Source organism: Flavobacterium sp. FG19, assembly GCF_057809475.1.
Map to the genome: position 1 here is coordinate 92175 of NZ_JBMDKA010000006.1, position 14482 is coordinate 106656.

At 34.8% G+C, this 14482-nt stretch carries 12 protein-coding genes and 1 other RNA gene; 6 read left to right on the forward strand and 7 right to left on the reverse strand.

Annotated elements, in window-relative coordinates; genetic code table 11:
- Window positions 1-8 precede the first annotated feature (8 nt).
- Complete coding sequence (locus ACODST_RS08090) at window positions 9-3197, reverse strand: SusC/RagA family TonB-linked outer membrane protein (RefSeq protein WP_488931611.1); 3189 nt, start codon at window positions 3195-3197, stop codon at window positions 9-11.
- A 272-nt stretch (window positions 3198-3469) separates the two neighbouring features.
- On the opposite strand from ACODST_RS08090, the gene ACODST_RS08095 reads away from it, so the two are divergent.
- The 3 genes from ACODST_RS08095 (at window position 3470) to ACODST_RS08105 (ending at window position 6851) form a co-directional block, all read left to right on the forward strand.
- The gene (locus ACODST_RS08095; protein ID WP_488931612.1) at window positions 3470-4522 is read left to right on the forward strand and encodes a sensor histidine kinase; all 1053 of its coding nucleotides are present in this window, start codon (window positions 3470-3472) and stop codon (window positions 4520-4522) included.
- On the forward strand, window positions 4512-5213 hold the full coding sequence (locus ACODST_RS08100; RefSeq protein ID WP_488931613.1) for a LytR/AlgR family response regulator transcription factor: 702 nt from the start codon (window positions 4512-4514) through the stop codon (window positions 5211-5213). The genes ACODST_RS08095 and ACODST_RS08100 overlap by 11 nt, the downstream gene beginning before the upstream one ends.
- Before the next feature lie 168 nt (window positions 5214-5381).
- Window positions 5382-6851 (forward strand): MFS transporter, encoded by a 1470-nt coding sequence (locus ACODST_RS08105; RefSeq protein ID WP_488931614.1) that lies wholly within the window; start codon window positions 5382-5384, stop codon window positions 6849-6851.
- 106 nt (window positions 6852-6957) lie between these two features.
- Here the strand turns inward: ACODST_RS08105 and ACODST_RS08110 are convergent, their stop codons facing one another.
- The 5 genes from ACODST_RS08110 to ffs all read right to left on the reverse strand — a co-directional run bounded on the left by ACODST_RS08110 (window position 6958) and on the right by ffs (window position 9705).
- On the reverse strand, window positions 6958-7452 hold the full coding sequence (locus ACODST_RS08110) for a hypothetical protein (protein WP_488931615.1): 495 nt from the start codon (window positions 7450-7452) through the stop codon (window positions 6958-6960).
- 89 nt (window positions 7453-7541) lie between these two features.
- Window positions 7542-8198: a fructose-6-phosphate aldolase gene (gene fsa / locus ACODST_RS08115; protein ID WP_456896565.1), complete on the reverse strand. Its 657-nt coding sequence runs from the start codon at window positions 8196-8198 to the stop codon at window positions 7542-7544.
- A gap of 231 nt (window positions 8199-8429) precedes the next feature.
- Complete coding sequence (locus ACODST_RS08120; protein ID WP_488931616.1) at window positions 8430-8627, reverse strand: hypothetical protein; 198 nt, start codon at window positions 8625-8627, stop codon at window positions 8430-8432.
- A gap of 4 nt (window positions 8628-8631) precedes the next feature.
- Complete coding sequence (locus ACODST_RS08125) at window positions 8632-9435, reverse strand: SDR family oxidoreductase (RefSeq protein WP_488931617.1); 804 nt, start codon at window positions 9433-9435, stop codon at window positions 8632-8634.
- 172 nt (window positions 9436-9607) lie between these two features.
- An RNA gene (gene ffs / locus ACODST_RS08130) (signal recognition particle sRNA small type) lies at window positions 9608-9705 on the reverse strand.
- Between the two features lie 88 nt (window positions 9706-9793).
- Between ffs and ACODST_RS08135 the strand changes: the two genes are divergently transcribed.
- Window positions 9794-10846 carry a glutaminyl-peptide cyclotransferase gene (locus ACODST_RS08135; RefSeq protein WP_488931618.1) on the forward strand — a complete coding sequence of 351 codons (1053 nt, stop codon included), beginning with the start codon at window positions 9794-9796 and terminating at the stop codon, window positions 10844-10846.
- Between the two features lie 95 nt (window positions 10847-10941).
- Window positions 10942-12180 (forward strand): imidazolonepropionase, encoded by a 1239-nt coding sequence (gene hutI, locus ACODST_RS08140; protein WP_488931619.1) that lies wholly within the window; start codon window positions 10942-10944, stop codon window positions 12178-12180.
- Window positions 12181-12348: 168 nt separating this feature from the next.
- On the opposite strand, the gene ACODST_RS08145 is transcribed toward hutI, so the two are convergent.
- Window positions 12349-13230: a hypothetical protein gene (locus ACODST_RS08145; RefSeq protein ID WP_488931620.1), complete on the reverse strand. Its 882-nt coding sequence runs from the start codon at window positions 13228-13230 to the stop codon at window positions 12349-12351.
- A gap of 100 nt (window positions 13231-13330) precedes the next feature.
- Here ACODST_RS08145 and ACODST_RS08150 point away from each other — a divergent pair, with 100 nt between their 5' ends.
- Window positions 13331-14377, forward strand: a complete 1047-nt coding sequence (locus tag ACODST_RS08150; RefSeq protein ID WP_488931621.1) for a formimidoylglutamase — start codon at window positions 13331-13333, stop codon at window positions 14375-14377.
- Window positions 14378-14482 lie beyond the last annotated feature (105 nt).

Consider the following 14482-nt stretch of genomic DNA (forward strand, 5'->3'; position numbering starts at 1 on the left):
TCTTTTTTTTAGAATGCCACTTTAATATTAAAACCATACGATTGTCTAAATGGCAGCGAGCCATATTCGAAACCTTGTCCATTTCCGGAAGTATACATAGATTCCGGATCAACGTTTGGTAAATCTTTATTGAAAGTCAATAAATTCCTTGCAAATACCGAAACATAAATTGAATTGATTTTTGCTCCGCTAAAAACGCTTTCCGGGATATTATAACCTAAACTTACCTCTCTTAATTTCACATAAGAAGCATCGTAGATAAATGGTGCCGGAGTATTGCTGAATACAGTATTCCAGTAATTCTGCGGATTAACCGGTGTGGTATTTTTTTCATATACCGGATTTGCCGCTGTTCCTGTGTTTACAACTCCTTCTGCGATATAACCTGCTGTAGGAACCCAGGTTGAAGGATCAAAAGCAGGATCATTTGCCATTGCATCTGCTCTTGCATGGTTGTAAGCATCTCTTCCTTCAGTGGTAATATCAAGAAGTCCTTTTTGTGCAGCTACCGAGTTGGTCATAGAATATACATCCATTCCAAATTTCATATCCAGTAAGAACTGAAGTGTAATTCCTTTATAAGTAAAGCGGTTTGTTAAACCTGCCGCCCAGTCAGGAAGACCTTTTCCTAAAGCTACTTTTTCATCTGTAAATAAAGGAAGTCCGTTGGCTCCTATAATTTTCTCTCCTGCTTCATTTCTTAAGAAATCACGTCCGATAATAGTTCCGTACTCTCCGCCTACCTGAGCTACAATAGCTGCTCCGGCCCAGCGGGCTTCAGAAATAGCATACGTATTAATATTAGGATGTAATGCTATAATTGAGTTTTTATTTTTCGAGAAGTTCAAATCAATTCCCCATTCAAAACTATTGGTTTTTATTGGTGTTCCCGATAAGAAAATCTCAATACCTTCATTTCGTAATTTTCCGGCATTTACAGAAAGAAACTCATATCCCGATGTTGCAGAGGAAGCTAAATCAAGGGTCTGATCTGAAGTATCCTCACGGTATACCGTAATGTCTGCACGTAATCTGTTTTTGAAGAATCCGGTTTCAAAACCAAACTCAATTCCTCTTTTAGACTGATATGTTAAATTAGCATTTGGCGCTGCACTATTTTTGATGTTAACAACACTTTGTCCGTCATATGATGAAAAAGTAGTATAGTTAAGTGCGTTTTTGTAAGCGCCGGGAGCATTTGAAACTTTTGCCCACGAAGCTCTAAATTTACCGTAATTAAAAGTATCTCCCTGTAAATTAAATGCATCTGAGAAGATAAAACCTAACGAAGCCGCCGGATAAAAAGCATCTTTATTGATTACGCTGAACCAGTCATTTCTTCCTGTAAACTCCGCATATAAATAGTTCTTGTAATCAAACTTGGCAGAACCGTAAACAGAATTGGTTCTTGTTTTGGTTACTACCGGAGCATTTTCGGTCTGATTCACAAAATTACTAATGTATTCTGTACCCGGTTCAATAATTTTTGTTCCGAATCTTGAGTTTTGATCTCTTTTAAAATCTCTGCGTCCTGTTCCTAAGATTCCTGAAAAAGTAAAGTTTTCAGCCAATTTTATTCCGCTCAGGGTAGCAATAATATCCGTATTCATTTCTGAAACATTGATATTGTCCAGACCAATGTATCCTTCGTCTCTTCCCGGCCAGGTACTCCCTGCTGCCATAAAATCAGTAGCGTTAAAAGTATAGGTATCAAGACCTGTTCTGAAAGTTAATCCCAGCCATTTCTCTAACTGATAGGTTCCGGTAACGTTTCCTATAAAACGGTTTTTCTTAGAAAAGTTATGGTTGTCATTTACTGTAAAATAAGGATTAAGCTGGTACACATTGTTGTTCCATGGATAAATCTGCCCTGTTTCCTCGTTTTTATAATTCTTTAGCCATGCCTGGTCAATATTAGGTGCCAGACCGCTTAATGAATATCCAACGTTGTTTGGAGAATCTCCTAATCCCGGTCTGTTTTCTGCATTTTCAATGGTATAGCTGGCATTAGCATCAAGAGTAAATTTCTCAGATTTTATCGTAGCGTTTAAACTGGCATCATTTCTTTCTAAACCAGATCCCGGCACCACATCATCATTATTTAAATTATTGTATGAAAAACGTACAAAAGCATTATCACTTCCTGCAGATAATGAGATTCCGTTTGTAGTAGTAAATCCGGTTCTGAAGAAATCCTGGATATTATTATCTACTTTTTTATACGGTTTCATTGAACCATCAAAAATTTTCACTTCCTGTCCTACACTTTCAGAAAATTTAGGTCCCCAGGCACTCGTAGTATAGCTGTAAATTTCAGAAGGTGCTTTGGCAGGGTCAGGCAGGGTTCCGTTTGTTCCGGATCCGTATTCAGTCTGATAGTCCGAATATTTAGCATCTACTCTGTCAAAACTTACGCCGCTTGTTAACTCCACTTTCAGCTTTCCTTTACTTCCTTTTTTGGTTGTAATCAAAATTACACCGTTCAAAGCTCTCGATCCGTATAAAGCGGCTGCTGCAGCACCTTTTAGTACAGTCAAACTTTCAATGTTGTTTGGGTTAATACTGGAAATACCATCTCCGTTATCCCTTCCGTCGAACCATTTACTGGTGGCAGCAGCATCATTAGACAATCCTGTATTGTCAATAGGCACACCATCAACAATATAAAGAGGCTGGTTGTTTTCACCAATACTCGAAATACCTCTAATAATTACTCTTGTTGATCCCGCAACACCGGTAGACGGAATCGAAACATCGACACCGGCTACTTTTCCTGAAAGTGCTGTCGCTACATTGGTTGTAATTACTTTGTTCAGCTGCTCACCTTTAACATCCTGAACTGCATACCCCAATTCTTTCTTTTGTCTTTTAATCCCTAACGCCGTAACAACAACCTCATTCAGATTTTGGGTGTTCTGAGCTAACACCGCATCTACTGTTGGTGAAGTTCCTACTGTTACCGTTTTAGTTGTAAATCCTATATACGAAAATACCAGAACATCTCCTGCTGATGCCTGAATCGTATACTTTCCGTCAAAATCTGTCTGACTTGCCGTTTTTGTACCCTGAACTAGGATACTTACCCCTGGCAGAGGCAATCCGTTTTGATCGCTTACCAAACCTTTGACCGTTTTTACTTGTGCCAGTGTTACCTGTGCAGTAAAAACCATCATAAGGACTAACATAATTTGTTTCATTTTTATCATGGTTTTGATTAGTTATGCTGATAAAATTATTGTTAAGGGACTGTTAAAAAAAATATTTTATACAAACGGTTCGAATTTTTAAACAAACGACATAAAACATTCAACATTATGTTTTACGAAATCGTTATCCTAATTAAATAAAGTGTTAATACTGTTTTTTTATAATTTTTTATTCAAAAGAATTGCGTTTTAGCCCGTAATTGTGTAAAGTTGCAGAATGATTACCCCACCTGTACAATTAATAACAAAACGTTAAAGAAAAGTTGAACGAAATCCGAAAATTAAAATTTGATATAAAACTGCAGAATCATATTTGGTTCTGGGGTTCTTATTTCACTCTCAACTTTTTACGATGGGGAGCCTACTTTAATGATTACCCTTATTCTTTTAAATCCAATTTAATTGAATTCTCACTTCATATACCGCTGGTGTATTTTAATCTTTTTGTTTTAGTGCCTAAATACGTACTTAAACAAAAATATATTACGTATACCCTGGCATTACTGCTAAGTCTTTTTGGAATCTATTTATTAAAAACAGCTCTTACCTATTATATAGTATCCGAAAACATCTGGCCGGAAGCCAACAGAGAATATCATCCTTTCGAAATAAACCATATAGTAGCTGTATGTATTGGAGAATTGTATGTTCTGGCTATGGCATCTTCAGTTTACCTTACCTTAACCTGGCTTCGCGAGAGGGAAAGAAACAGATCACTCCGGGAAAACCAGTTTAAGATCAAACTCAAATATCTCGAAAACCAGATTCAGCCGCACTTCTTTTTCAATACCTTAAATAACCTGTACGCTTTATCTTTAGAATCTTCAGATAAAGTACCGGATGTGATCATCAAACTTTCTAACCTCATGGAGTATGTATTGTACGATGTTAAAGGAACCAAGTTTGTTCCGCTGATCAAAGAAATTGATTATATTCAGAATTATATCGAAATTGAAAAACTCCGTTTTAACAATGTAGAAGTCACTATCAATTTAGAATCAGATATAGAAGATGTAGTGGTGCCGCCTCTGATTTTCATTTCTTTAGTAGAAAATGCTTTTAAACACGGCGGTGTAAACAATAATAACTTTAAAATCAAAATCAATTGTAAAGTTATCGACAATAAAATGTTAGACTTTGAAATCTTAAATAATTTTGTAATTTCACAAAATGTTAAGTCTAAAGGAGGCATTGGTTTAGTCAACACAAAAAAAAGACTAAAGTTAATTTACAAAAACAATTTCAGTTTAAAACACAAGATAAAACTGAATTATTATATAATTCGTTTGCAAATACCTATCCAAAATGAAAATTAAATGTGTATTGATTGATGATGAACCTTTAGCAATCAAAGTGCTGCAAAATTACTTTAACAATTTTACAGATTTTGAGGTTATCGGCACATTCAACAATTCTCTGGAAGCTCTGGACTTTATAAACAGTACCTCTGTAGATGCCGTTTTTCTGGATATCAATATGCCTATGATGACCGGTTTTGAGCTAATCAGTCTCATTGAAAACAAAACCAAAGTTATTATCACTACCGCTTTCAGGGAATTTGCAGCCGAAAGTTATGATCTTGATGTCCTGGATTATCTGGTAAAACCTATTCCGCTTCCCCGCTTTATAAAATGCATCAATAAAATCACGACCGAATTCAATTTAAAAAACAATATCAAAATTGATGTCACAAAAGGGGACTCTCATATTTTTATCAAAGTAGATAAAAAAATGATGAAAATTAATATTGAAGAAATCCTTTTTATCGAAGGGATGAAAGAATATATAAAAGTCGTAACACCTGATAAAACCTACATTACACACAAATCATTAACTTCATTATCTGAAGAATTACCTGCAGATCGTTTCCTGCGCATCCATAAATCTTATGTCATTGCCCTGAATAAGGTCAAATCTATTGAAGGAAACCGCATCCAGATCCAGTCTTATACCATTCCAATTGGAAGAAATTACAGCAAAGACGTAAAAAACCGAATTCTGGAATAAAACTTTAACATTTCTAACTCTATATAAATTAACACATTGTTGAATAAATAATGCTGTTGGTTTAAATTTAACATTATTTTCAGGCAATAATTTTTTTTTGACTCTTGTAACAAATATATTTACGGTCTTCAAAAAACAGTTTATTAAAAAATTAACCTAATTACAATTATGAGTTCAGAAAATGTTCAAACCAAATGGGGACAGTTTATCTCATTGATAATCGTCTTCTTCTTTTGGGGTTTTGTTGGATCTGCCAATGACATCCTGATTCCAGTATTCAAAAAAGTATTTACTTTGTCACAAGTACAGTCACAACTGGTAGCCTGGGCATTTTACGCTGCTTATTTTGTAGGTTCCATCATATTCTTTTTAGTTTCTTTAAAGCTCGATGTACTGCAAAAATTCGGATACAAAAAAACACTTTCAGCCGGTTTAGTACTTTCGGCTGTCGGGTCCTTTTTATTCGTTCCGGCTGCGACAATGGAAAGTTTCCCTTTCTTTTTAACTGCTTTGTTTACTGTAGGTTTAGGTTTCTCAATTCAACAGATTGTAGCCAACCCTTTAGCTATTAAAATGGGAAGTCCTTCCACAGGGGCACACCGTTTAACATTAGCAGGAGGTATTAATTCATTCGGAACTACAATTGGAGCTATCCTTTTAGGTATTGCTTTATTTGGAATGGGCGACAACAAAAAAACAGCTCTTTCATTAGAAGATATCAAATTACCTTTTATTATTCTTGGCCTTGCGTTTATCGCAGTAGCTATTTTCATGAACTTCTCTAAAATTGAAGATCCTGAAAAACAAGAAGAAGCCGTTATCAAAGACGGTCACAATAAATTCAACATCCTGGATTATCCACAACTATATTTAGGAATGCTTGGGATTTTTATTTATGTAGGTACTGAGGTAACCATTATTAGTAACTTACCCGCTTTATTGCATACACACGAATTTGGAAACATCCTTGAAGATGCTGTTGCACCATTTATTGCCCTTTACTGGGGAAGTTTAATGATTGGCCGCTGGAATGGTGGTGTAAACGTTTTTGACACTTCAAAATTAGTAAATACTGCTTTAAAATTCATTGTTCCGGCTATTGCCTTTGGAGTAATCATTGGAGCTAACGTTTTTGCTGCACACGATGTTTCTTCTTTCTATATTTATCCAATCTGGATTTTAGTATTTATCGGAGTAAGTTTTGTTGGAGGAAAAAATGCCGGAAAAACATTAATGCTTTTTGGTCTTTCGGGAATTACCATGATGATTGCCGGTTTAGTATGGCCGGATCCGTCAATTGCTAAATTCTTCTTTATTTCCGGAGGATTATTCTTATCTATCATGTGGCCTTCTATCTTCGATTTAGCAATCGCCGGTTTAGGAAAAAACACAGGAAAAGCCTCTTCTTTCCTAATCATGATGATTCTTGGTGGTGGTGTTATTCCTTTGGTTCAGGGAAGTATCTGTGATCTTGACCTTACAAAACCTGATGGTATCTTTGGAATTTCATGGACACACTTCTCTTATATCATACCGCTTCTTGGTTTTGCTTATTTAGGATTCTACGGTTTCTACTGTCCTAAAATCCTAAAAAGACAAGGCATCAGCCATGTTGAAAGCGAAGGCGGCGGACACTAAAAATTTTAAATTTTCAATATATAAAAAAATCCAAATTCCGATTTAATTGGAATTTGGATTTTTTTTATTTACAGAACAAAACCTTTATAGCTTTACCACTCCCACTCTACTTAGCATTAATAATATTACTCAGGTTCTTTTTAAAAACTGCTTTATTCTGCTCTGAAATCGAATAGACAACATCTTTATCAGCATGCACAATAACTTTATCTATATTCGCTTCTAACAGCACTTTGGGATCTTTAATTTTCAAAGTACAGGCACCATCAAAAAAACCGTCATCTTCAATAATTTTTCTGGCTTCCAAAACAGTTCCGTCACTTAAAACGGCCGATATTGTCATTTCTTTATTTAAAGTCTTTGAATAAAAACCATCCATAACCAAAAGAAGCCTGTAGCTGTTTTTCATTTCCGGCCCTTTAAATTCATGACGGGTTATATTGTAACGAAGTCCTTTTGCCAGACTTTGAAACTGAATTGTACAATCGAGTTCAAATGTGGCCACATCACCCGCATCATTAACACTTTTCAAAATTTCAGCCTGTGCATTACCCGAAAAAACAGCTGCTAAAAAACACAAAATTAAAATTACCACTCTCATAACCAACATTTTAACATCAGTATAAAAGTAAAAAAAATCGCCTTTCCCCGACAGGAAAAGGCGATTTAAATTTTATAAGTACTTAAGTATTACTTGTTTCCTTTTTCAAAGTCCGCTACAAACTGAGCTAGACCAATATCAGTTAAAGGATGTTTCAACAATCCGTAAATTGCAGAAAGTGGTCCTGTCATAACATCTGCACCAATTTTAGCACAGTTTACAATATGCATAGTATGACGTACAGAAGCCGCTAAAATCTGAGTTTCGTAACCATAGTTATCGTAAACTTCTCTAATTTCCTGAATCAGATTTAAACCGTCTGTAGAAACATCATCTAAACGTCCTACAAAAGGAGAAACATAAGTAGCTCCCGCTTTAGCAGCTAAAATAGCCTGACCTACAGAAAAAACAAGTGTTACATTCGTTTTAATTCCTTTATCCGAAAAATATTTAGCAGCCATAACCCCTTCTTTGGTCATAGGCAGTTTTACAACAATCTGCTCATGCAATTCAGCCAGCTCTTCACCTTCTTTAACCATTCCGTCAAAATCAAGAGCGTTTACTTCAGCACTTACGTCACCTTCTACCAGATTGCAGATATCTACGTAATGCTTTAAAATGTTATTTTTTCCTGTAATCCCCTCTTTCGCCATTAATGACGGGTTAGTGGTTACACCATCCAAAACACCTAAAGCCTGTGCTTCTTTAATTTGAGCTAAATTAGCTGTGTCTATAAAAAATTTCATAATTATCTGTTTAATTAAAAATGGTTTGTTCGTATTTATACTTTTGTAAATTTTACTTCAAATAAAGTATTTAAAGAAATCTAGCTGCAAAATTACAAAATCAATATCAATAACGTTTTTAAAATTAAAACCATTTTAAAATTATATGTTAAAAATAAGTGTATTTTTTACATTTTTTAAACTACTAAGTAAAATTACAAGTATAAACCTACAGCATTTGCATCTTTAAAATTATTTAGAATTATTTCTATTCAATTCCTTCAATTCATCTCTGATTTCTTCAAGAACCCTCAAAGTATCTTCTTTATAGGCTTCAGAATTATTAATCTTGTCGCTTATAGAACTAAAGACTCTTCGTATAATAAACCAAATAACTCCTAAAAATAAAACACTAAAAATAACCGGCAAAAATTCTTTTATCTGATCCATACTACTACAGTTTATAATGATTCATAAGCATTTTTTCATATACTTTATCCGGCAGTGCCCTTTTCAAAACAATTGAAAACTTCTGCATAAATACCCCTACTTTATAATGTATTTTAGGATTTCCTGTCTGGATAATTTTAAAAACGGCTTCAGCCATTTCATTCGGATTACTGCCGGCATCTACATGTTCATTCATCGCTGCCAGCGTATCTCCATATACTTTTTCATAAGCAGAACCTTTTACAACCGGCGCATGATAACGTCCTGATGCAATATTGGTAGCAAAATCGCCCGGAGCCACGTTTGTAATCTGGATCCCGAATTGTTTCACTTCCATTCTTAAAGCCTCAGTAATTAATTCTAAAGCTCCTTTTGACGCCGAATACACACTTCTGTAAGGCAGCCCCATATAAGCGGCAATCGAAGTAACATTAATAATTAAACCTGATTTTTGCTCCCGCATTTGCGGCAAAACCGCCTTCATAACTTCAACAGGACCAAAAAAATTGGTTTCGAAATTATTTTTGATTTCCTCCGTTGGAATTTCTTCCAGCGGCCCCGTAATTCCGACTCCGGCATTATTAATCACAATATCGAGACGGCCCGAAGTTTCAATAACATGGGCAATTGCTGATTTAATTGAATCACCATTGCGAACATCCAGCGCTACCAAAGGAAAAACTGAATCTGATATTCTCTCCGGATTTCTGCTTGTGCCGTATACAACGAAACCTTTTGCATGTAAAAATTCACCAATTGATTTTCCAATCCCTGAGGATCCTCCGGTAATTAAAACGACTTTACTCATTTTTATAGTTATAGGTTAAGAGTTCTGAGTTTTGGAAACTGGTCTTCTTTTAAGTTATTTATAAAGTGCTCCACTTTTAACTTCCTGCCAATGATATCCAACTTCGAAAGGTCCAAAAATAAAAAAATCCTCCCGAAGGAAGACTGCTTTTATATAAATTCTAAAAAATAAAAAATGGCAAGCGACCTACATCGCACCGCTCAACCGCGTACCCTTGCTATGTTCCCATCCTGGGGGAGTCTGCAGGAGCTGGTCGTGTAGGACTTGCCGGTGCAAATATACAACCTTTTTATATTTTTGCAAGGGCTTTGTCACTATAAAAATATCGTCGTATATTGGCTTATTCAAATTTTAAACTATGAAAAAATATAACTTCCTAGCTGTCATTTTATTAGGAATCACATTAATTGGATGTGGAGATAAAAATAAAGGTGAAAATTCTTTGTTTACAATCGATGATTCTGCATTTCCGGCACATTTTACGCCAAAAGAAGCGCTTACAATTGGAATTTTAAACCCAAATTCGAAAGAAATCGACAGCGTTGCTTACTTTATAAACGACCAAAGAGTTGGGGGCACAAAAGGTAAACAAGAATTTAGATTTGAATTAATAGATCAAAAATTAGGGTATCAATATCTAAAAGCTGTTGTTTATTTTGGCGGAGATTCTTCTGATGCTACCAAAAGAATTGAAGTTGTTTCTGATGTTCAGCCAAAAGCTTTAAAATATAAAATCATTAACACTTTTGCTCATGATAAAAAAGCTTTTACAGAAGGATTGGAATTTTACAAAGACACATTATATGAAAGCACAGGACAAGAAGGAGCTTCCTTTATAAAAAAGTACGATTATAAAACTGGAAAAGTTTTCAAACAAATTGATCTTGACCAGCAATATTTTGGAGAAGGCATAACATTTATAAATGATAAATTATTCCAGTTAACATACAAGAATAAAAAAGGCTTTATCTACAATGCAAAAACTCTAAAGCTGGAAAAAACTTTTGATTATGAAAAAGATATCGAAGGCTGGGGAATGACAAATGACGGGAAGTACATTTATCAAACTGATGGAACTGAAAAAATCTGGAAAGTTGATCCTTCTACTCAGAAAATGATTGATTATGTCAACGTTTATTCGGGAGAGTCAAAAATTAAAGCAGTTAATGAAATTGAATGGATAAATGGAAAAATTTATGCTAATGTATGGTTTAAAGATGCCATTGCGGTTGTAAATCCGGAATCAGGAGCTGTTGAAGGAATTTTAGATTTATCAGGTTTACGCAAAGAAATGACCGACATTACCAAAGATGATGTTTTAAACGGTATTGCGTACAATCCTAAAACTAAAACCATTTTTGTAACTGGTAAAAACTGGAGCAAAATGTTCGAAATTACGGTTTCTGAATAAATAAAAAACAATAATTTAAAAACACAAATTTCACAGATTACACGGATTAGTTCGTGATAATTTGTGAAATTTGTGTTTTATAACAATCCTTTCTAATGATCACTTTAATCAAAAACATACAAGAATTACTTCAAGTCCGCGAAACTTCAGTTGCTAAAGTCTCCGGAGCAGAAATGGCTGAACTTCCGACAATCAAAAATGCTTTTTTAGTTTTAGAAAATAATCTAATTGCTGATTTTGGTTCGATGGAAACCCTTCCCGAAATTAAAGCGGACAAAATTATTGACGCAGCTGGAAAAGTTGTTCTTCCTGCCTGGTGCGACAGCCATACTCACATTGTATATGCCGGAAATCGCGAACAGGAATTTGTTGACCGCATTAATGGTTTAACGTACGAAGAAATCGCCAGTCGCGGCGGCGGAATTCTTAACTCAGCTAAAAAATTAAATGAAACTTCTGAGGAAGAACTCTACAAACAATCAAAAGTCCGCTTAGAAGAAGTCATGCATTTAGGAACCGGTGCGGTAGAAATTAAATCAGGTTACGGACTAACTACTGAAGGTGAATTAAAAATGCTGCGTGTTATTAAAAAGCTTTCCGGGAATTATCCGGTGGCAATAAAAGCGACTTTTTTAGGTGCTCATGCTTTTCCGACTCATTATAAAGAAAACAAAACTGGCTACATTGATGAAATCATTAACAAAATGCTTCCCGAAATTGCCCAAAATAAACTGGCCGATTATGTAGATGTTTTCTGCGAAAGCGGTTATTTCTCTGTCGAAGAAACAGAAAAAATTATGCAGGCCGGAATTGAATTCGGTTTAAAACCTAAAATTCACGTTAATCAGTTTAATTCTATAGGAGGAATTCAGTCAGGAGTTAAATTTAATGCACTTTCCGTAGATCATCTTGAAATAATGAATCCGGAAGATATTGAAGCTTTAAAAAATACTGAAACCATGCCTGTCGCATTGCCATCATGTTCTTATTTCTTAAGTATTCCATACACTCCGGCAAGAGAAATGATAAAAGCCGGATTACCATTAGCACTAGCTACCGATTTTAATCCCGGCTCTACCCCATCCGGAAACATGAATTTTGTAGTAGCAGCGGCCTGTATCAAAATGAAAATGACCCCGGAAGAAGCCATAAATGCAGCAACCCTAAATGGCGCTTATGCTATGGGACTTTCTGAAACCCACGGAAGTATTACAAAAGGTAAAAAAGCCAATTTAATTATAACCAAATCTATTTCGTCTTACTACCAGATTCCTTATGCTTTTGGAAGCAATTTAATCGAATCTGTTTTTATTGAAGGAAAAATTCTGGAATAAACTTTGTTTTTTCACAAAATAGAAATCATACAAACATAGTCTGTAGTTTCAACTACAGAAACGTAGTGTTTAGCATATTGTTTTAAACAAACTCACATTTATCCATAAAAAAAGGTCTGTGAAAATCACAGACCTTTAATATCTAAGTGGTATTTACCTTTGGCAGAATTATCTTAAGCTGAAACTAGTTTTAGAAACCAATTCGTCATTATCAAAAACGTTGATAAAATAAGTTCCTTTTGCAAAATCTTTTCCTGGAAGATCTTCTGTTACATTTACAGATTTATTCTCATATTTTACAGTGGTTTTAAAGCTGTATGTTAAAGAATTATCTCCAAAACTTTCTGTTTTTTTCTCGCCTAAAACATTGTTTTTAGCATCGATAACCTGAACATAATACGTTTTGTCACCCGATTTAGCGATTTGATTTTCTGCAATAGTAAAGCTTACTTTTAAAATATCAGCACGGCTTGCTTTGTCTGTTTCAATTTGTTTTCCTGAACTTCTTAATTTGTAAGCAGAAGTTTTAGTATTTAAAATTGACAATTTAGAACCTCTTTCTACTGTTTTAGCAAGCTCTTCGTTTTGCCCTACAAGTACTTCGTTATATTTTTTAGATTCTCCTAATACAGTTATTGTACTATCTCTCTGAACTGTTAAAACACCATTTTGTTTTTTCAATTCGTCGTTCTCAGCAACTAAAGTTTTCATTTTGTTCTGCATTGCCTGAACCTGAGATTTATACTTAGAAACATCACCTTTAGATTTATTCAAATCTTCCATCAAAGCGACAACTTTATCTCTTTCCTGAATTAACTCGTCAGACATTGATGTATTTTCAGCAATTGCAGCATCGTAAGTTGCTTTTAATTCCTGTAAATCTTTCATAACAGATTCTTTTTCTGTCATTGTAGTAGTAAGTTCTGTCTTAACTACATCAGTATCAGAAGATAGTTTAAAAATATACACTAAGCTACCAATCAGTAGGACCGCTAAAACCGCTATTACCGCTTTTAGACTTGAATTGTTGTTGTTCTTTGGGTTTTCCATATTTAATAATTTTCTATAATAACAAATTTAATAATTAATATATGATGTTAATAACGTAAGTTGTTACAATTATATTATTTTTGGAAAATAAATTTTTTTCATGGAGAAATTGATTCCTTTTACTGTTAATGATTTGGCAAAAGTCACAAATCATCGTAGTGGTGAAATAAAATTCGGAGAAAAAATGATTACAATTCCGAAAGGAGCTGACAAAATCAAATTTTTACAAGAATCTGAGGCTAAGTATGTCCTTTTAGGAATACCGGAAGACATAGGTGTTCGTGCTAATTACGGCAGACCCGGAACTGCTTCTGCCTGGGAAAATGCGATTAAAAGTATTGCAAACATCCAGCACAACCGTTTTTCAAAAGGCAGCCAGATTATTGTTTTAGGACAGCTTGATGTAGCTGAAGAAATGCGTGATGTTGAAAAACTGGATTTTAATGACATTGACGACCGTTCTAAGCTAAGCCAGCTGGTTGAAAGAATCGACAAAGAAGTTTCTCATATTATTTTTACGATCATTAAAGCCGGAAAAACACCTATTATTATTGGCGGCGGACATAACAATGCTTATGGTAACATTAAAGGTTCTGCCCTGGCAAAAGGAAAACCTGTTAATGCTATTAATTTTGATGCCCACTCTGATTTTAGAATTCTGGAAGGACGCCACAGCGGCAACGGATTCTCTTATGCTTATGAAGAAGGTTTCCTGAAAAAATACTTTATTTTCGGCCTTCATGAAAACTACACTTCCAAAAGTGTCCTGGATTTAATAAAAAAACTGGAAGACCGCGTTCGCTATAATACATATGACAGCGTTAACATCCGTAAAGAGAAAGATTTTACAAGAGAAATGGCTCTTGCACTGGAATTTATCAAGACTGATGCTTTTGGTATTGAGATTGATTTAGATGCGATTCCTAACATTGCCAGCAGCGCTATGACGATCAGCGGATTTTCTGTAGAAGAATTAAGACAGTTTATTTCGTTCTTTGCACAGCACAAAAATGCTGCTTATCTGCATATTTGTGAAGGAGCACCTGATCTGGCCGACTCTCCAAACAATAACTTAATTGGAAAACTAATTGGTTACCTGATAACCGATTTTATAAAAGCCAATAATGAAAAGGACAAATTACAATGAAGAGCAGGTGGTCTAAAACCACACATTTCCCAAATAATCAAAGATTCAAATAAACGATTAACTGAATAAACCTATCTTTGCAGAGAATTTAGTACTTAAAACTAA

Bases quoted from the DNA above. Each gene is read 5' to 3' on its own strand.
- ACODST_RS08090 (WP_488931611.1), bottom strand. From the start codon at position 3,197: ATGAAACAAATTATGTTAGTCCTTATGATGGTTTTTACTGCACAGGTA.
- ACODST_RS08100 (WP_488931613.1), top strand. From the start codon at position 4,512: ATGAAAATTAAATGTGTATTGATTGATGATGAACCTTTAGCAATCAAA.
- ACODST_RS08105 (WP_488931614.1), top strand. From the start codon at position 5,382: ATGAGTTCAGAAAATGTTCAAACCAAATGGGGACAGTTTATCTCATTG.
- ACODST_RS08110 (WP_488931615.1), bottom strand. From the start codon at position 7,452: ATGAGAGTGGTAATTTTAATTTTGTGTTTTTTAGCAGCTGTTTTTTCG.
- fsa (WP_456896565.1), bottom strand. From the start codon at position 8,198: ATGAAATTTTTTATAGACACAGCTAATTTAGCTCAAATTAAAGAAGCA.
- ACODST_RS08120 (WP_488931616.1), bottom strand. From the start codon at position 8,627: ATGGATCAGATAAAAGAATTTTTGCCGGTTATTTTTAGTGTTTTATTT.
- ACODST_RS08125 (WP_488931617.1), bottom strand. From the start codon at position 9,435: ATGAGTAAAGTCGTTTTAATTACCGGAGGATCCTCAGGGATTGGAAAA.
- ACODST_RS08135 (WP_488931618.1), top strand. From the start codon at position 9,794: ATGAAAAAATATAACTTCCTAGCTGTCATTTTATTAGGAATCACATTA.
- hutI (WP_488931619.1), top strand. From the start codon at position 10,942: ATGATCACTTTAATCAAAAACATACAAGAATTACTTCAAGTCCGCGAA.
- ACODST_RS08145 (WP_488931620.1), bottom strand. From the start codon at position 13,230: ATGGAAAACCCAAAGAACAACAACAATTCAAGTCTAAAAGCGGTAATA.
- ACODST_RS08150 (WP_488931621.1), top strand. From the start codon at position 13,331: ATGGAGAAATTGATTCCTTTTACTGTTAATGATTTGGCAAAAGTCACA.